15 protein-coding genes and 1 tRNA gene are annotated in these 19,157 nt (G+C 58.6%); 9 read left to right on the top strand and 7 right to left on the bottom strand.

The genetic code is table 11. The features are described 5' to 3' along the window. Window positions 1-133 precede the first annotated feature (133 nt). The gene (locus HFP54_RS01640; protein WP_146411947.1) at window positions 134-802 is read right to left on the bottom strand and encodes a YMGG-like glycine zipper-containing protein; all 669 of its coding nucleotides are present in this window, start codon (window positions 800-802) and stop codon (window positions 134-136) included. Between the two features lie 232 nt (window positions 803-1,034). Continuing rightward, on the bottom strand, window positions 1,035-1,505 hold the full coding sequence (nrdR, locus tag HFP54_RS01635; RefSeq protein WP_168563827.1) for a transcriptional regulator NrdR: 471 nt from the start codon (window positions 1,503-1,505) through the stop codon (window positions 1,035-1,037). Window positions 1,506-1,710: 205 nt separating this feature from the next. On the opposite strand from nrdR, the gene HFP54_RS01630 reads away from it, so the two are divergent. Further along, window positions 1,711-2,379, top strand: coding sequence for a PH domain-containing protein (locus tag HFP54_RS01630; protein ID WP_168563826.1), 669 nt, complete (start codon window positions 1,711-1,713; stop codon window positions 2,377-2,379). 152 nt (window positions 2,380-2,531) lie between these two features. On the opposite strand, the gene HFP54_RS01625 is transcribed toward HFP54_RS01630, so the two are convergent. The 3 genes from HFP54_RS01625 to HFP54_RS26070 form a co-directional block, all read right to left on the bottom strand. Continuing rightward, complete coding sequence (locus tag HFP54_RS01625) at window positions 2,532-3,797, bottom strand: hypothetical protein (RefSeq protein ID WP_146411942.1); 1,266 nt, start codon at window positions 3,795-3,797, stop codon at window positions 2,532-2,534. 112 nt (window positions 3,798-3,909) lie between these two features. Then, on the bottom strand, window positions 3,910-5,928 hold the full coding sequence (locus HFP54_RS26075) for a pilus assembly protein N-terminal domain-containing protein (protein ID WP_168563825.1): 2,019 nt from the start codon (window positions 5,926-5,928) through the stop codon (window positions 3,910-3,912). A gap of 256 nt (window positions 5,929-6,184) precedes the next feature. Continuing rightward, complete coding sequence (locus HFP54_RS26070; protein ID WP_168563824.1) at window positions 6,185-7,090, bottom strand: TrmH family RNA methyltransferase; 906 nt, start codon at window positions 7,088-7,090, stop codon at window positions 6,185-6,187. A gap of 153 nt (window positions 7,091-7,243) precedes the next feature. On the opposite strand from HFP54_RS26070, the gene HFP54_RS01610 reads away from it, so the two are divergent. From HFP54_RS01610 to HFP54_RS01600, 3 genes are all read left to right on the top strand, one after another. Then, on the top strand, window positions 7,244-8,377 hold the full coding sequence (locus HFP54_RS01610; protein ID WP_146411936.1) for an N-acetyltransferase: 1,134 nt from the start codon (window positions 7,244-7,246) through the stop codon (window positions 8,375-8,377). A gap of 152 nt (window positions 8,378-8,529) precedes the next feature. Continuing rightward, window positions 8,530-9,822, top strand: coding sequence for a beta-ketoacyl synthase N-terminal-like domain-containing protein (locus HFP54_RS01605; RefSeq protein ID WP_168563823.1), 1,293 nt, complete (start codon window positions 8,530-8,532; stop codon window positions 9,820-9,822). 299 nt (window positions 9,823-10,121) lie between these two features. Then, on the top strand, window positions 10,122-10,841 hold the full coding sequence (locus HFP54_RS01600; RefSeq protein ID WP_145301552.1) for a hypothetical protein: 720 nt from the start codon (window positions 10,122-10,124) through the stop codon (window positions 10,839-10,841). A gap of 66 nt (window positions 10,842-10,907) precedes the next feature. Here the strand turns inward: HFP54_RS01600 and uvrB are convergent, their stop codons facing one another. Together uvrB and HFP54_RS01590 are read right to left on the bottom strand one after the other, a co-directional pair. Then, window positions 10,908-13,046, bottom strand: a complete 2,139-nt coding sequence (gene uvrB, locus HFP54_RS01595; protein WP_146411932.1) for an excinuclease ABC subunit UvrB — start codon at window positions 13,044-13,046, stop codon at window positions 10,908-10,910. Between the two features lie 159 nt (window positions 13,047-13,205). Next, window positions 13,206-13,730, bottom strand: a complete 525-nt coding sequence (locus HFP54_RS01590; RefSeq protein ID WP_206035952.1) for a ComEA family DNA-binding protein — start codon at window positions 13,728-13,730, stop codon at window positions 13,206-13,208. 205 nt (window positions 13,731-13,935) lie between these two features. Here HFP54_RS01590 and nadC point away from each other — a divergent pair, with 205 nt between their 5' ends. The 5 genes from nadC (at window position 13,936) to HFP54_RS01565 (ending at window position 19,157) form a co-directional block, all read left to right on the top strand. Beyond that, window positions 13,936-14,925: a carboxylating nicotinate-nucleotide diphosphorylase gene (gene nadC / locus HFP54_RS01585; protein WP_168563822.1), complete on the top strand. Its 990-nt coding sequence runs from the start codon at window positions 13,936-13,938 to the stop codon at window positions 14,923-14,925. Between the two features lie 109 nt (window positions 14,926-15,034). After that, the gene (locus tag HFP54_RS01580) at window positions 15,035-16,483 is read left to right on the top strand and encodes an undecaprenyl-phosphate glucose phosphotransferase (protein WP_168563821.1); all 1,449 of its coding nucleotides are present in this window, start codon (window positions 15,035-15,037) and stop codon (window positions 16,481-16,483) included. Between the two features lie 58 nt (window positions 16,484-16,541). After that, a tRNA-Ala gene (locus tag HFP54_RS01575) sits at window positions 16,542-16,614 on the top strand. Between the two features lie 713 nt (window positions 16,615-17,327). Further along, window positions 17,328-18,320, top strand: a complete 993-nt coding sequence (locus HFP54_RS01570; protein ID WP_168563820.1) for an HAD family hydrolase — start codon at window positions 17,328-17,330, stop codon at window positions 18,318-18,320. A 669-nt stretch (window positions 18,321-18,989) separates the two neighbouring features. Further along, window positions 18,990-19,157 (top strand): hypothetical protein, encoded by a 168-nt coding sequence (locus HFP54_RS01565; protein ID WP_168563819.1) that lies wholly within the window; start codon window positions 18,990-18,992, stop codon window positions 19,155-19,157.

Here is a 19,157-nt window from a genome sequence, read left to right as displayed (position 1 = left end):
CCGATCGGTTGCCGTCGAATCGGTCAATCCCGATTCGATGACGCACCTATAGTGCTGGGCGACTTCCGGAGCGGTCAAGCCGTCACCGACGGACCCGCCGGCGAAGCAGCAAGGACGACAATCGCGGATCGGATCAGAATCCGATGCGAACACTGGTCCCACGCGGGCGGTGATAGTGGTACGGCCGCGGCGAATAATAGTGTGGACCGTAGTAGCGCCGAACCGGGTATGCCGGCAGGACGTGCGTTTCATGAATCACCGTCGGTTGCTGAACCACGACCGGCGCCGGTTCGGGCTGCACGACGGCGGGGCTGCCGACAGTGGCTTGTTGCATCGCGGAGATCACGCTTTCGCGAACACCTTGCTGGTGCATCGCGATGATGTCGGACACTTGAATTTGATGTTGAACGCCGCGGCTGTGGATTTGGTTGATGATGACCGAATCGCCCAGGCCGCTGCGCGTCATGTTGATGACGTCGGTGATCGACACCGCGCCGACCGTCCGGGCAACCTGCTGTTGCTGTTGTTGATACAGGTATTGTTGCTGACGAGCCGCCTGTTCTTTGTCGGCCGCGTCGCCCAGGATTCCACCCGCGACCGCTCCCACGACACCACCGATCGCCGCACCGGCACCGGCTTCATCGTTGTGGTCGCCGATGATTCCGCCGGCAATCGCGCCGGCCAATCCCCCAAAGGTCGCGCCGCGCTGTTTTCCCGTTTGCGCTTGGACAAACCTGGCCGGAACCATCACGGTCAAAGACACCAGCAACAACGTTGGAATCAGAAAACGTGTCCGTACCATTGCGGATTGCCATTGATTGGGGGGGGAAGAAAGAACACGCGGCCCAAGGGCATGCGTGTCGCGGTCGGCCAACGATACCGGTCAGCAAACCGACACCGGCGGCGGCTCGGTCCACACAACCCTAGGTCACCGATCGTCGCCGAACGACAACACGCCATCAAAACGTGTGCCTCAGCGGTCGATCCGAAATCCGGGATCGATTCTTAGTCCTTCTTCGGCCGAAAGGACAAGCTCAATCCGGTCTTCCTACGCCTTGGCCGATGACCTCAGAAATGGCATGCAGAAAATCGTCAGCATCGTCAAATTCGCGATACACGCTGGCAAAACGGATGAACGCGACCGGATCCAGATCGGCCAGGTGCGCCAAAACAATGTCGCCTATTTTTTCAGCCGGGATCTCCGAATCGAACGACGCATAGATGTCCGCTTCGATGCCCTGAACGCATTTTTCGATTCGCGAACTGGTGATCGGCCTTTTCGAACACGCCCGTTCGATCCCGCGGCGAATCTTTTCCCGATCGAAGGGTTCGCGGGTCTGTTCGCGTTTGACCACGCGAACCCCCAACTGCTGCATCGTTTCCAGCGTGACGAATCGCCGGTGACAGTTGCTGCAAACTCGCTTTCGCCGCACCTGGTAACCGTCATCCACCGAACGCGTGTCCACCACGCGATCGTTGTCCACGTGACAAAACGGGCAACGCATGGGCAATCCGTTGGCAGAAGTTTGAACGTCGATCTTGACCCACAACGTCGGGCTTCGTCGTGCGTCCCAGTTCGTTAGATTATCGGCTTCGCCCCAAGGTTGCGAGCAGCCGGGCGAATGGAATCGGGCCCCCCGCGGCAATCCAGGCCCGCCAAAATTCGCATCGATAGTTACCGACCGCGTCATCCCCAGAGCCAACGATCGCATGTCTGACGAAAACCGCCCCGACGAATCCACGTCCCCGACAGCCCCCGAGCAGGCATCATCGCCCGACAGTGCCCCTCCGGCCGATCCCGCTCCGGCCGCGGCAGCCTCCGAACCGGCCCGTCAAGAATCGCCGGCGGACCAGTTCCGCAGGGAAGTGGAATCGAAACAGGGATCCCTGGACGATTTCGAGCACGAGGAAGAACTGTGGGCCGGCGGCTACAGCGCCAAAGCCATGATCGGCTCGTGGTTTCTATTGGTCGTCGTGACCGTCGCCCTGATCATCGCCGCGATCATGATGCCCCAACTGACGTTCCCCATTGCCCTGGGCATCATCGCGGTGCTGTGGGTGATCGTCGGTCTGTGGTACGCCAGCCGCCGCTTGGGCTTTCATTACCAGCTGACCACCCAGCGGTTCATCCACCAGATCGGAATCCTGACCCGACGTACCGACCGGATCGAAGTCATCGACATTGACGATGTCAGCTACAGCCAAGGCCCGGTCGAACGCGCTCTGGGCGTGGGCACTATCGTGATCACCAGCAGCGATCGGACCCACCCCGAACTAAAAATGATCGGCATCGAAAAGGTCCAAGAAGTTGCCGGCCTGATCGATGACGTCCGCCGCAAGGAACGTCGCAAACGCAGCCTGCATATCGAAGCAATCTAGCGACACCGTCGACCGCGATTCGGCGTCCCATCATCGCAATCAAACGCAAACAAGGCATCGTGGGATTCACCCGCGATGCCTTGTTTGTTGATCGGATTCACCATCCGTCGGGCGGTCGATTCGGCCGTACGCCCGTTCGATTAAAGCCGGGATCAATATTTGACTTCGGCTGACAACGTCAGACCAACAGTGACCACGTCGTCATTGATCCGGACCGTGCGACCGTCGTTGGGACGGACCACTTGGTTGAACTGCTCGGTGGCCGTTGCGATCCCGGTCAGGTACCACAGTTCCGATCCGGCACGCAGCGACAACATTTCGCCCAGATTGAATCGGATGCCCGACCCCAGTTCGAACACACCGGCGATGTCTTCGTCATCGTCACCGTTGAACAGAACCGTGGCACCGGCATTCTGCAGACGATAATCCAAGTCAACAAAGTTGGCGTATACACCGGCACGTCCGCGGAAGTCGGCGACGACGTGGTTGCAAACCGGATAGAACATGTCCAGTCCGACTTGGCCACCGATCAACTTGTTCTCGGTGTTGCTTTGGAACACGCCGACGTCGCCCGCACCGTTTTGCGAAATGAAACGGTATCCGTCTTGGAAATCGATGTATCGAATCCCGTACAAGATTTTGGCAACTTGCCAGCCCATGATCGTGCGGCTGGCCTCGAACGACCAGTACTCCGATGCTTGGTCTTGTTGCTGATAGACGGCGTTGTCGTTGAAGGCACTCAATTGGGTCGACGCGATTGGCAACCCGGCAATGAACAGTGACGAAAGTCCGGTTCCGGTGATGCCAGCCGAACGATCCCATTCCAGCGGTCCGGTGAAGCTGCCTTCCCAACCGTGAACGCAATCGGGTACCGCACCGAAGGTGATTCGTGGGGCCAGTTCCCAATCGAATTCACCGACGAAGTAGTTTTGGCTAAGCGTGTATCGTTTGTCGTCGAAACGCTTCATGTACAGCAAGTCGACATAGCCGTACCGATACGGTTCGCAAGTCGGACAGGCGGTGCTGAATCCCGATGCGACACCCGGCACATAGTTGCCACCGCCTTGATAGACGCCGCCGGTTTGGCAGCTCTGGCAGTTGCTGACTTGGGCGATTCGCTGGTCGACCAACGATTCGACGGAGTCACCGCCGGCGTTGCGAACCTGCGAATTCAACAGTCCCAATTGTGACGGGTCGACGACCTGAAACGCTTGGCCGCCATTGATCAGCTGACCGTTGTGAAATGTGATGCCCCCGGTCAAATCGCCGGCGTTGGACGCCGTCGTCGTTCCGGTTTGACCAGCATCACTGGCCGGCTGCTGCGCTTCGGCTGAAACGCCCAGCATCAAGATGCTGCTAAGGGCTGCCAGCTGGCGAAGCCTGCGGCCGATGCCCTGGCGGATCGCTTGGATCTTCATGATCAAACCTCGTAGACTTTAATCGCGGCTACTGCGCTGACCGCGTGGCTGGAAAGACTAAGGATGGTGAAAGGAAACACGTTGTGTGGTTCGACGCGTCGAACCACACCAATCAACGGACGACCAATTCATCCCTGACGGGAATCAAACAAGTCTTCCGAACCATACGAATGATTTTCTTGGCCGCTTCTTCGCTCGGGCAGTGTCCGCTGACAATCAATTCATCAGCCAACAGTTGCACCGTCACGTCCGCGGTCGGAAAGGCGTGCCGAATCGCTTGGCTTAGCACCGACATTTTTTCACTTGCCGGGTCGTGCGAAGCTTCAACCGGTGCAGTCACGTGAACTTCGAATTCACGCGAGACCACCGAATCGCTGCCGACTGGCGATGCCCACACGGTCATTTGGGTGACACCATTGCTGGCACCGATCAACTTGATTTGGCTGGGCCCTGCCGCGACGGCCTGGCATACGCCTTTGTCGTTGACACTGACCTTGTGCAGCTGGCCGCGGATGGTCAGCGACCGAACCTGGGCACGTGTCATGTACAACGGCGTTGCCGATGTGGCCCGCAGTTGCTGGGCGGCTTCGGCGGCATCAGTCGCCCCGGTCTCGGGGGTCAACCGAGCCGAAACTTTTTGCACGGGTGTTTTCCAGTGAAGCGTCTGGGGACCGCGAGGTAGCGGAGGCAGCTTGGGCGTTTGGGCCGTCATCGCTTCGGTCTCCGCCACTGACTCGGCTTCCGGCATCGGTGTCGGAATGTCGGCCGCGACGTTTTCGGACGGATCCGCCGTGTCGTCTTGCTCCGCGGTGTCGTCCGACTGCTGATCAACCCGGATCGGGTCCGGCGCCGTGCGAACAATGCTGGCGTCAATATCGGATGCCGGCCGGAACGATGCCGGTGCCGCTGCAACGGCAACCGGCGGACGCCATTGGACGGCAGGATCTAGATTCGTCGGAGCCTTGGGCACTTCCGACGCGACAACCGGTTCGGCTTCCATCGGGTCGGCCAGCGGTGTGGCTTCCTCTGGTCGGGCCGCAGGCGGTTCCATCGGCTGTGGCGCGGGCAGTTGGCGTTGCTCCGCCGCCAAGCTTTCCGTGTCGACCGACGAGCGCGTCTCATCCACCTCGGGCGCATCTGAAACGTCCATGTCGGCACGCATCTGCGCGTCAGCGGTATGACCGGCGTGGCCGGTCGCGGGGCTGACCGATGCCGGATCAGCAAACTGTTCTTGGGAAGCGACCGGTGTTTCGGTCTGCTCAGCAACCGCTTCCGGTACGTCAACTTGTTCGGGCTTGCTGTCCAAAGTCATTGGCGGAACTTCGGCCAAGTCGATTCTTGGTGCCGCCGCTAATCCGGCCTTGCTCAGTGCGGGCCGTGCCTGCATCGTCGACGATTCTTGATCCGCTTGGTCTGTCGGTCCCTTGGCAGGCTCCACTGTCATTTCGTCGGACGAATCCGACAGCGAAAACTCGATCGCTTCACCGATGCGGCCTGCGTCATCGGCATCGGCGACCATGTCTCCATTCGATGATTCGCTTTTCACCTCGGGATCGGTGGAACGTTCGGGGACATCCGCCAGAGAGAACGAATACGGCTGTGCCGAACCGACGACCGTATCAGCGGCCGTCTGGCGAATGCGATCGACGTTGGGCGCAACAGACTCCGGTGCAACCACCTGACCGGCAGCGACGTGTCCGGCGAAAGTCGGTGGTTGGTTGAAGTAGGCTCGACTGTCGGCGTCGACTTTCGTAGCGTCACCTGCGGTGACCTCGTGCAATTGACGGGCGCCCAGGTTGGTCGAACGCAGCAGCGGGTTGGTTCGGATGGGCGACGGCTGCGGGGCCTGGACTGACAGCTGCGCAGATGCGGCCTGATGCTTCGACGCCGCATCGATCGGTCGCAGCCCGACAACGGAACCCATCGGCTTGAGCAACACGGCGGATTCGGATCGGCCGGACGTTTGATGGACGGCCGCTTGATGGATCGGCTGTGTCTGCACAAACGGATTCGTGCGGATCGGTGCGGCCGACGGCTGCTGTGCGACGGCCGCTGGCATCCAGGCAGTGGCAGAAACCCCGGCAGTCATCAACAACGCGAACAGACGCCGGCGGCGCCGGAATCGTTGCACGTTTTCGGGATTCTTTCGTTGGCCGCTTTGGAGTCGACGGTCACCCACCTGCGCATCCTTGCATTGAAGCGTCTTGGCCTCTGCACCCCCCCGGCGCAAAAAACCTTGAACCCGATCGGTCGCGAAGTCAGCAGGCCACTGGGCATGCGTCGGCGCGGCGACGGACTCGGATGCTTGTGTTATCGGAACCACCCGACCGCGACATTAACGATTCTGTCGATGCGAAGTTTGGTGCTGATTGCCACAGCGGGTTTGGTCATTCGGATTGACGCCGTCGTGCGGCCTCAAATGCAATCACAGCCGCTGAAATCGACAAATTCAGACTGTCGGCACTCCCAGACATGGGGATCCGAATCCCGCGCACCGGACGCCCGCCGCATGACCGCCAGTGGCTCCCCAGCCCCTTCGCCTCGCTGCCCAAAACGACCGCCACGGGCCCCGTCAGATCGCATTCCCACAACAATTCGGCGCCTTCGACCCGGGCCGCGTACGCGACGATGTTCCGCGAATTCAAAAATTCTGCGACTTGGTCACGATCGGCCACCGCGGCGGGCACGGTGAACAGCGTCCCCAAGCTGGACCGGATCGCATTGGCGTTGAAGGGATCGACGGAATCGCCGGTGATCAGGATCGCATCGACCCCGGCCGCGTCAGCGGATCGAAAAACGGCCCCCAGGTTCCCCGGCTTTTCGATCGAATCCAGCACCAACAGCAGCGGGCTGGCCGGAAGATCCAGACGCGACAGCGACCAATCCGGTTGCATAAACTCGGCAACCGCACCGCGAGCGTTCTGCCCGTAACTGATCCGGCTCATGACCGCCGGACTGACCGGCTGGATGATCGGCGTGGCCTTCAAGACCGTTCGAGCGTCCTGGTCAAACTCGTCGCCGGGCAGCCAATCGGACCATGCCGCTTCGCCTGTCGCGGAGACCATCTCCGAGGCGGCGGCATCCGCCTGTTTTCCCGAACGAGATCCTTGATTCGCCGAAACATAGATCGCTTCGGGGCATAGTCCAGACTGCACCGCGGCCGCCGTTTCACGCCAACCATCGATCAAAAATCGTCCGGCTTGGCGGCGACGGCGGTTGTCACGAAGCCGCACCAAACGCCGAATGGTGGGATTGGCGGGGCTGCGCAGGATTGGTCGCGTCGATGAAGTCACCGCTGAAACGTCCGGGGGTGGGTCTGTTATGTTTTGGCCGAAAGTTTAGACCAATCCGATGCCGGGCCAACCGTCACCGTGCCGCCTCGTGGCGTTTCCCGCCCTGATTTCGCCCACGTATCGCTATCGCATCCACGTCGACCGAATCCATCCATGACCCAACCGATCCGCTGCGACGCCGTCACATCCCGCCGTGACCGAAAAGAATTTTTGGCACTGGAAAAACGGCTGTACCAAAACGACCCGAATTGGGTTCCGCCGCTGTGGTCGGTGCGAAAAGAACTGGTGAACTTCAAGCCTCACCCGTTTTATCTGGATGCCGATTCCCAAGCGTTCCTGGCCCGCCGCGGTGATCGCGTGGTCGGACGTGTGGTCGCCATCGCCAACCATGCCCACAACCGTTACCACGACGACAAGCTGGGATTTTTCGGTTTCTATGAGTGCGAGAACGATCAAGAAGCCAGCGACGCACTGTTGGCCGCGGCCTGCCGGTGGTTGAAAGAAAAAGGATTGACCGACGTCCGCGGCCCGGTGCACCCGAGCCTGAATTATGAATGCGGTCTGCTGGTCGACGGATTCGATACGCCGCCGACGTTCTTGATTCCCTACAACCAGACCTTCTATGGCGATTTGATCGAAGCGTTCGGCTTTATCAAATGCCAAGACATGTTCTGTTACGACGCCCACATGGATGAACTGAATGACTTGGATCCCAAGTTGGCATTCGTCATTCAAGAAGCCACCAATCGATTCGATGTGGCCTGTCGTCCCTTGGATCGGAAACGTTTTGCCAAAGACGTCCGATCCTTTTTGGAAATCTACAATCTGTCGCTGCAGCGGACCTGGGGCTACGTGCCGATGAGCGAAGCGGAGATCAATCATCAGGCCGCGGGCTTGAAACACCTGATCGTGCCCGAATTGACCAGTATCGCTGAAATCGACGGGGAACCGGTCGGTGCCGGCTTCGGTTTGCTGGATTACAACCCGATCATCCGGCGGATCGGCGGCAAGCTGTTCCCACTGGGCTGGCTCAGCCTGCTGACCCAGCGAAAAAACATCAAACGATTGCGGGTGATCAGCACAAACGTCCTGCCGACCTATCAAAAATGGGGTCTGGGCCTGGTGACGCTGGCCCGAATTTTGCCAGACGCATTGGAATACGGCATCGAAATTGGTGAGTTCAGCTGGGTGCTGGAATCTAATTCGCTGTCGCGAAACACGATCGAACGGGGTGGAGCCCGTCGCCGCAAAACCCTGCGTCTGTACGACCGCAGTGTCGATGTTTAAACGACGGCTTGCCTAGGCATCGGCCCCATCTGCAACCATAATCGGGCCCAACGGCTGGACTATCGCATCCCCGCCGTTGCCCGCCGGTGCCGTCGCCGGAATCCTTGCTCGTCGCCCGTCCGCCGCAAACACGCCGCCGTCCGCTTTCGTTTATGCCACAGTCTGACGTATTCATCACCGGCATCGGAATCATTTCGCCGGTCGGACTGGGACGGTCGGACTTTTGGACCGGTTTGACCACCGGACGCTCCGGAATCCGGTCTCTGATTGAACGTGAAGATGACGGTGCCAAACCCACGCCCGATCAGGCCCAACAGCCGTTCTGGATCGGTGCCCCGGTGACCGGCTTTGACGCCAAACAATACGTGCGTCCGCGAAAAGCGTTGAAGGTCATGTGCCGCGAAATCCAAACGGCTTTCGCGGCATCCCAATTGGCGATGGATGATTCAGGTTGGTCCGATCGGTTGCCCGCCGACGATGACGGTGACATTGCGTCGGATCGTGTGGCAACCGTCTTTGGCAGCGAAATGCTGTACGGTTCGCCCAACGAAATGATCAAGGCCGTCGAAGACTGCCGCGACGAAGACGGTCAGATCCGCGAAGCCGATTTCGGCCGCTCGGCAATGAAAGGGATCATGCCGCTGTGGATGCTGAAGTACCTGCCGAATATGCCGGCATGCCAAATCGGAATCGCGATCAACGCCCAGGGCCCCAACAATACCTTGGTCTTGGGGGATGTCTCGGGACCGGCGGCGGTGATCGAATCGATGTCTTGTCTGAATCGTGGCATCGCGGATTTGGTCATCTGTGGCGCTGCCGGGACGCGAATCAATTCCACCCGCTTGTTGTACCGGCACGATCTGCCCGCTTTTGCGCCGGAATCCGCGGTGACGTTTCCCTGTGACCCGCTGCGCTGCAACGCCGGGGTCATCGGCGGCGAAGGCAGTGTCGCCTTCACCCTGGAAACCGCCGACAGCATGGCCAAACGCAACGCCGAACCGATCGTCCGTATCTCGGGAATCGCGTCGCGGTTCAGCCCAGCGGATTCCATGAAGCAGCGTGCCCGCACCAGCAAGCGTTGCGTATCAGCCGGGCGTGGTTCGTCCACGGCGATTCGCAACGCCATCGACGCGGCCTTGTCTAAGGCGGGTCGCACCGAATCAGACATCGGCGGCGTGGTCAGCCATGCGATGGGTGATCCGTCGATGGACAGCGCAGAAAACGATGCACTGAAAGGCCATCTGGCGGATTGCCCCAGAATCCAGCCGATGCGATTGATCGGACACACCGGTGCGGCCAGTGGATCGTTTGCCATTGCGACGGGTGCCTGCTGGTTGGCCGACGCGGGCCGCGGCGATGCCTTCGGTTCACCCGATGGCGACGTTCTGTGTTTGGCCCACACGTCGGAAGGCTCTGCGGTCGCCAGCATCCTAAGTCGCACCTGACTCCTCGGAACCGGCCCCGCCCCCAGATCTTGAGCACTCGGGATCGAAACTCCTTGCCGCCGATTTCTTAGCGGCTTCGATTATTGCCAGCGGTCCGTCCAGTCGGTGCGGCTGAGCCTCCTTTCGCGAACGCTAAAGTCGCCGCGACCGATACCGTTTTCGTGGCCAATGCAGGTGGCGCTCAATTCGTCTGCCCTGAACGGAGGGTACGGGATTTTTTGTCGCTCTGGTCAGCGTGATGCCGATGGCGAACTTACCTCCCGTCGTATCCGTTGTCTGTCCATGGAGAACCCAGGGCCGTGAAACTGAAAACATTCAAACTGTTGGCCGGCTTGGCGATCGCGATCGCCTGCTGCAGCGCCGACGTACGCCAAGCCGCCGCCGTCGATGGCAGCGAAATCAGTGGCTCCGTCGGCAGCTGGGCCCCGTTCCTTCCGACCTATGAAGTCGGCGCGGCAAGCGATGACCAAGACGACTACGGGTTCTTGGCCCGCCTGCGTGGTCATCACCGCTTTGACGGCTATCGCACCAGCATCGAAGGTTCGATCTTTTACGGCGACGCGGGCGATACCAGCCTGTTCGGCTACGAAGGTTTGCTGCGTGACACGTGGGAATTCAGCTTTGCCGACCTTTCGGCCGGTGGCGGATTCAGCCAAATGACCTTCGACCAAGACTTCGCCGGCACCAACCTGGAAAACGACTACACGGGCGGTAAAGTCGTCGCTGGATTCGAATCCATGTTCGGTCACCGTCCGTTTTGGATCGATTTTGGCCTGGGGCTGTATGACCTGAACGGCACCTTCACGCCCGCAGCCGGGCCGGTCGAAACGATCGATGAATTCACGACCACCTATTCGGTCGCCCTGCGTACCGAAGCTTGCTTCTTCGGCGTTGCGGCACGCCCGATGATGAAGTTTGAGTTCCTGTCGGACATGGCCAGCTATCAAAACGGCCAACTGGGCACCGACGACGGATTCATCCTGTCGTCGGCGATCGAATTCCGTTTGGTCGGTCGTTAATCCAATGGGATGAAAATCCAAACGATGCGTCACTGCGATGCATCGGTTGGAACGATTCGCAAACCATCATCCACGCTTGGGCCGCGGCACCTTTGTCCGGCCCGATCCTTGGCGTTGACCTTTGCGACGTTTCCGCTGACGTCCGACATTGCCCGAACCGGACGAATCCTGTTCGATCTCCGACAGCGGTTTTCCGATGTTGTCTTTCAGCTGCATCACGCGATCCCGCAACGCCGCGGCACGCTCGAATTCCAAGTCTTCCGCTGCCGCCAGCATCTCTTGCTCCAGCGCGTCGACATACTCGATCGTGATGTAAACGGCTTCTTCTTCCTCTTTGGCCGCCGCCGTGGTTCTGCGGTGCTTGGCCGCTTCGGATTCGATTCCCGGCCGGATCGTTTTCAAAACGGTCTTGGGGACAATCCCATGCTCGCGGTTGTATTCGATCTGCAATTTGCGGCGTCGTTCCGTTTCGTCGATCGCAAGCTGCATCGCTTCGGTGACTTTGTCGGCGTACAAAATGACCTTTGAATTGGCATTCCGAGCGGCACGACCGATCGTTTGAACCAGCGATGTCTCGCTGCGCAGGAAACCTTCTTTGTCGGCATCCAAAATCGCGACCAAGGAAACCTCGGGCAAATCCAAGCCTTCGCGCAACAAGTTCACGCCGACCAGACAATCGAACACGCCGCTGCGAAGCTCCTGCAACAAATCCACGCGTTCGAACGCGTTCAATTCACTGTGCAGCCATCGACACCGCACGTTCTGTTCTTGCAAGAATGTGGAAAGGTCTTCGGCCAGGCGTTTGGTCAACGCCGTCACCAAGACACGTTCGTTCTTGGCCGCTCGGTCGCGAATTTCCTCCAACAAATGAGCAACCTGGCCGCGAGCGGAAACCACCTCGACCACCGGATCCAACAATCCAGTCGGCCGAATGATTTGTTCGACCACCTCGCCGCGGGTTCGCCCCAGTTCATATTCGGCCGGCGTCGCGCTGACGAAACAAATCTGGTGATTCCGCTGTTCCCATTCCTCGAACTTCAGCGGCCGGTTGTCCAGCGCACTGGGCAACCGAAATCCGTGATCCACCAGCGTCAACTTGCGGCTGCGGTCGCCGGCATACATCGCCCGAACTTGAGGAACGGTCACGTGCGATTCGTCGATAAAGGTGATGAAGTCCTTGGGAAAGAAATCGTACAACGTATCGGGGGTCGCCCCCGGTGGCTTGCCCGACAACGGGCGGCTGTAGTTTTCGATCCCTGGGCAATGCCCAACTTCGGCCAACATTTCCAAATCGAACTTGGTCCGGGCTGACAACCGCTGGGCTTCCAACAGCTTGCCCTGCTTTTGAAACGTCTCCAACTGTTGCGCCAGCTCTTCGCGAATCACACGCAATGCGCGTTGAATGCGATCCTCCGGCATCACAAAGTGCTTGGCCGGATAGATATAAAGCTGATCAACGACCTTGATGACTTCGCCGCTGACTGGCTTGATGATGCTGATCTTTTCGATTTCATCGCCCCACATTTCAATGCGATAGGCGAATTCTTCATAGCTGGGCCACAGCTCGATCGAATCGCCCCGCACTCGAAACTTGCCACGTTCAAAGGCGACGTCGTTGCGGTCGTACTGGATGTCGACCAGCTTCAACAGCAGATGATCGCGTCGCGTGTTTTCACCGACACGCAATCCCACGATCAGTTGCTTGTAATCTTCCGGCGAACCCAAGCCGTAGATACTGCTGACCGAGGCGACGATCACAACATCCCGGCGGCTGACCAGCGAACTGGTCGTCGCCAGCCGCAAACGATCGATCTCCTCATTGATCGACGCATCCTTTTCGATGTAGACGTCACGTTGGGGGATGTAGGCCTCGGGTTGGTAATAGTCGTAGTAGCTGACGAAGTAGTGGACCGCGTTCTCAGGAAAAAACTCCTTGAACTCGGCATACAACTGGGCCGCCAGCGTTTTGTTGTGACTCAAGACGATCGCAGGCCGGCCGACGTTGGCAATCACGTTGGCCATGGTGTAAGTCTTCCCCGTGCCCGTCGCTCCCAACAGAACCTGCGAATCTCGACCACTTTCAAACCCTCGCGTCAGCTTCTCGATCGCTTGCGGTTGATCACCGGCCGGCGGGAAAGGACACGCCAAATGGAAATCGGCGCGGGGCAGCTTGGCAGTGGAATCGGTCGACGAATCAGTGGTCATCAGACGCTTTGGATTGACGGCAATGGATCGAACCAGGGCGTGCGGGCGTGAAGGGCCCAAAAATCCCAACGAAGCGTTTCGGCCGAACGCCGAAAAACTCTACCCACGGGATGCCCAGCGTACCCGCTGACCCGCAAGTTGTTCCATCACCGATGACAACTAAGGATGGGCGGCGACGAAGCCGTCGGGCACAGGAGAATCGGCAGTTGCCGAACCAGACGCCGCCTGAGCGACAGCATAGGGGCGAATCCGCTCAATTGTCTTGGGACCAATCCCGGACACCCGCGCCAGATCGTTCAAATCGGAAAATGGCCCGCGAGCCTGACGATCCGACAAAATGCGGCCGGCCAGAACGGGACCGACCCCCGGCAACAAATTCAGCTCCCGCAGCGGCGCCTCGTTTAAATCAATGACCAGCCCCGTTCGCTGGGTTTTCTCGTCCGGCCAAGCCGGCGCATTCGACGCTCGGGACGTGTCACCAACCGGGGCAGGGGACTGCGGTCGAAAGCACCAGGCCGCGGTCAACGTCGCCGCCAGCAAAACCAGCATCACGGTCAATTGGCGGCGGACCGGATCGGTGGCCAGCGGAGGCGTTATCTTTTCATCGATGACGCTTTCATTCGCGAGCGGATCTTCCGCCACTTCGCGAACACGGTTCGATTCGTCAAGATGATTCTGCCGCACGATGCCCACTCCGTAGCCAAGTGCCGAATTGCCGTCCGCAAAGCAAGCCCCTGACGCCAATCGGTCGCATCATTGTATCGCCTGAGCGACGAACTCTCGATTCACCATCCCGCGATACGGCAAGTATTTCACGCGAAATTTTTGGGGCATTTGCTAGCTTTCAAACTGCCGCCCCCTCCGATCCCCATTCGACCAGGCCGACGTGATGTCCGACGACGCCCCCAGCAATCCAACCGACGCCGGTGAAGGCAAAAACCCACCGGTTGCACCGGAGTACGCGGCGGTCGTGCCCGATGAGACGATGGAAAACGATCTGCGGCAACTGGTCCGACTGGCAATCGCCGAGGATCTGGGCCGATCGGTCGACTGGACCACGGTCTGTCTGATCGGCGAAGAAACATGCGGTCAATGCTCCATCGTCCCGCGTGCCCCCGGGGTCGCTGCCGGAATGGTGTTGGTCCCCTGGATCTTGGATGAATTTGATGCCGACATCGATCACGAGTGTCACATCAAAGACGGACAACCGCTGGTCCCAGGACAAAAGATCGTGACGTTGTCAGGCAACGCACGTGATTTGTTGACCAGCGAACGCGTCGTCCTGAACATCCTGTGCAAGCTGTGCGGGATCGCAACCAAGACCCGCGAATTTGTCCAAGCCATCGAAGGCCACCACGCAAAAGTTTATGACACACGCAAGACAACACCGGGATGGCGTCGCCTGGAAAAGTACGCCGTTCGAATGGGCGGCGGCCAAAACCATCGCACCGGACTGTTCGACGGTTTTTTGATCAAAGACAACCACCTTGCTTTGGGTGGCGGTCCGGGTACGCCACTGGATCCCGCTGACGCGGTGCGCAAAGCACTGCAGTGGCGCTCCGGACGCATCAACCAGTTGCCAGCCCCCGACATCGTCGAAATCGAAGTCGATCGCTTGGATCAGTTGCAAGCAGTCTTGCCGGCCGGCCCCGATATCGTCCTGGTCGACAACTTCACCCTGGACCAGTTGCGTCAGGCGGTCGCGATGCGTAACCAGTTGAACCCTTCCGTTCAGCTGGAAGCATCGGGGAACGTCAGGATCGACACGATCGGCGAAATCGCTGCGACCGGCGTGGACCGAATCAGCAGTGGTGCATTGACCCACCGCGCCATGTGGTTGGACCTGGGATTGGATTGGTTGCCGCCACAGGCAAGCTAGGGTTGCGCGTCGCCGGGGGGAAACATCTGTTTCGATGCATCTGTTACAGACGCATCCGAATCTCCGGTGCATTGACTCGACCCAAGCCAATAATCTCCGGTTTCATTCGATGAGTTCGATTCGGGCACACCGTCACTGGTGGGATTTTCTACAACCGACGTTCGATGCGATCGCCATCGTTTTGTCTGCCGCACTTGTCAAGTGGGCCGTCAAGGGTGTCATCGATGACAAGGTCGTCATTGCGGGGATGATCGCGACCGTCGTGTTTTTGCTGCTGTCGCAGCTGACGGGGCTGCAACGCAAGTTCGGATCGGGGTCCGCCGACAACGAAATGTCGGGCTTGGCGGTGACATGGACGCTGACCGTCTTGGTCATGTCGATGATCGCCTTTGCAACACGTTACGGCCAAGAATTCGCTCGCTCGGTGATCCTGGCATGGATCATCGTCGCGCCGTCAATGATCGGGTTCTTTCGAATGTCGATCCGGTTGGTGCAAAACGCGATGAACCGTCGCGGGATCGGCGTGCGGCGTGTGGCGATTGCCGGCTTCAATCAATTGGGGCTGCGCACCGCACACAACATAGAACAAGATCCGTCGATCGGTTTTCGCATGGTCGGCTTTTATGACGACCGAAAACATGTGCGTCCGGACGACACCGACAAAGACGCCAAGCCGATGGATGCATCCGGTCCCGAATCGGAGCAACCACTGTCGGCCGATCACCCGCTTCACGGCGGATTGGATGCATTGGTCGCCGCAGCCAAGGCTGGCGAAATCGATACCGTCCTGATCACGTTGCCGATGCGGGCCGAAGCCCGAATCCGCGGTCTTCTGGATCAGCTAAGCGATACCACGGCATCGGTCTACATCGTGCCCGACTTCTTTGTGTTTGAACTCTTGCATTCCCGCTGGACCAACATGGGCGGTCTTCCGGCGGTCAGCGTTTTTGAAAACCCGCTGTTCGGTGTCGACGGCATCGCGAAACGACTGTTCGATGTCACCGTCGCCTGTGCCGCGCTGCTATGTGCCGCGGTGCCCATGACGTTGATTGCGATTGCGGTGAAAGTGACATCGCGAGGCCCGGTCTTCTTTCGCCAAAAACGATACGGCTTGGACGGCAAGGAAATCTTGGTCTGGAAATTCCGCAGCATGCGGACCTGTGACAACGGCCCGGTGGTCAAGCAAGCCACCAAAGACGATCCTCGGATCACGCCGCTGGGCGGGATCCTACGGAAAACCAGCCTGGACGAATTGCCGCAATTGTTCAATGTCATCGACGGCAGCATGTCCCTGGTCGGCCCGCGTCCCCATGCCACGGCGCACAACGAACAATACCGCGGCCAAATCCGCGGCTACATGCTGCGACACAAGATCAAGCCGGGGATCACAGGATTGGCGCAAGTCAACGGATGCCGCGGTGAAACGGAAACCATCGACAAGATGGAAAAACGCGTGCACTTTGACCACCAATACATCCGATCCTGGTCGATCTGGTTGGACCTGAAAATCATGTTCAAGACACTGCTGGTGGTCTGGACTCAACCAGAAGCCCGCTAGATTTGCCGCGCCGGCACTGGACCGCCACAAGCCGATCCGGCACAATATTAGTTGATTCGGGGTTGTAGCTCAGCTGGGAGAGCGCTGCGTTCGCAATGCAGAGGTCGGGAGTTCGAATCTCCTCAGCTCCACTTTCCGACAAACGTCGCAAAGCCAAGTGCTTTGCGGCGTTTTTTCGTTTCGGCCTACTGAATTCTCGGTGACAAGATTTCGGCAAGGCTAGCGACAGAGAAATCCCCGTCGAAACGGCACTCAACCTTGCGACCGAGCATTTGCTGTAGCGGCGTCTAAACCTTCAAGCTCCGCGCGATGTTTAATGCTGCAAGCTGATCGTGGTTGGCTTTCCGCCCAAGAACCGAGTGGGCGTGACCCCCGAACACTTTGTGTCCACCAAGGATCCATCCCGTTTTCGAGCCCTAAATCCGTTACCCGAATCTGACTCGAAAAGCCTCGCGTGCTGCAAACAAAAACCACAGCAGGCAGTCAACTCGGCCCGGGCCTTGTGTCGACAACGATTCAGACATCACGTTCTGGACGCACACCGTCGCTATCAAAGCCAATGATGCACTTGGCGAGATGATTGGTACACCAGCGTTGATGAGACACGACTCATTGATCGGCTTTCCTTGCCAATACTCGTGTCTGTGAATACGTCGCAGAGCTAACTTAGCAAAGCCGCCTTTGAAACACAGATCGGGACAGAAAGGCCGAACCCGATCATCAATGGTCCGCCAGCAAACAGGTCGTCGGTTCTTGGGTGGCCTGTTTTGTTGGATGCTTGCAACTTCTTTCGGGTAAACTGGTTCGCCTCGACAACTCACTCTTTTTGCGATCAATCACTTCCATGAAATTGACTCCATTGCACATCGCCCTTGCCCTGGTCGTGGCGATCCGTTCGATCGGTCCTCATGCCGTATCGGCTGACGATCCGCTTCCGTCCTGGAATGACACCGACACCAAAACGTCGATCACGAGCTTTGTTCAGCGAGTGACAGATCCTGATAGCACCGATTTCGTCGAACCGGCCCTGCGCATCGCCACCTTCGATAACGACGGAACACTGTGGTCGGAACAGCCGTTCTACTTCCAATTGGCTTTTGCGTTTGATCGTGTCAAAGCCATGGCTCCGAAGCATCCCGATTGGAAGCACACTCAGCCATTCCAAGCGGTCCTCGAAGGCGACATGAAGACCGTCATGGCCGGTGGTAAAGAGTCCCTGCTGAAAATCATGGCCACCACTCACGCCGGAATGACGTCGGCCGAATTTGAGGCTCTTGCCTATGATTGGATCCAGACGGCCAAACACCCCAAGACGGGTCGCCTCTACAAAGACATGGTCTATCAACCGATGCTTGAATTGCTGACCTACCTGCGGTCCAACGGATTCAAAACCTTTATCGTCTCCGGCGGCGGTATTGATTTCATGCGTCCCTGGACCATGGAAACCTATGGCATTCCGCCGGAACAAGTGGTCGGCAGCAGCATCAAAACCAAGTATCAGCTTCGTGACGGCAAGCCCGCGATCCTGCGCATGTCCGATATCGACTTTATCGATGACAAAGAAGGCAAGCCCATCGGGATTCACTCCCATATCGGACGCCGTCCCATTTTCGCCGCCGGCAACAGCGACGGGGATTGGCAAATGCTGCAGTACGCCACCATGGACCATTCGCCCAGTTTCGGCCTGATCGTGCACCATACGGACGCCGATCGTGAATGGGCCTACGATCGCCAATCCGCAATCGGCAAATTGGACAAGGCTTTGGACGACGCCCCCAAACAAGGATGGACCGTGGTCGACATGAAGCATGACTGGAAACAGATTTATCCAAAGTAATCTCAGCCCGACCTCCCTCATCTCATACACATATCGATGTGCCAACATCGCGTGGCCGACGTCTTGAAGGACGTCGGCTTTTTTTATGTCTTCATCGCAAAAGCAGTATGCGATAGATCCCCCCGTGCACCAGCAAGACTGTCACGAGCCAGCAGAATCGTCGTGTTCCTGCAGACAGATGACATCGCATCCCGGCCACCACGACCGCGCGCCAACAAGCCTCCTTGTCAAGCGGGTGCGACAAATTTCTACCATTATTTTGACAATGGATTGAGCTGCATTCACATCCTGGCTGCCTTACAGTGAAGAACCTGCCGTTAGGGCAGCACGCCCCCCCAACATCGCCCAAAGATACAGGCACCATGTCAAAGGTCCACCTCATTGGCGACCAGTCAAACTCGATGGCGCGTTCGCGTACGCGCTCTGGCGAATGCCATGTTGCGGTGAAATTAGTTTCGGCCGAGGCACCGGCGTTGAACGCCCTATGGCGCGGTTTGAGTTCCCACTGGGAGTCCAAAGATCAGCAGAGCCTCATCAAAACCCACCAATCTTATTGAATGACATTTCATCCGATCGAACCGATCAACTTCGTCCCGCCAGAGATGCGAGACCGACTTTGCTGAACCACCATTGTTCCTGTTTCGTTTTCCTCATTGATTCGGAGTTTCGATGCCATCATTCAAACCCGCTACTGCCTTCGTACTCTTGTCACTGCTGACGCTGTTCTCCCTAGGTTGTTCTGGTGGCAGCACTGAACAAGCAACGGTCGCCCCCGGGGATCTGACCGAAGAACAACTTGCCGAAGAGGCCAGAAACATCGCCGAGATGGACCAATAG

The organism is Crateriforma spongiae, from assembly GCF_012290005.1.
Taxonomy (GTDB): Bacteria; Planctomycetota; Planctomycetia; order Pirellulales; family Pirellulaceae; genus Crateriforma; species Crateriforma spongiae.
The sequence above is the reverse complement of the archived record's forward strand: the minus strand, read 5'-3'. Positions and strand labels throughout refer to the sequence as shown.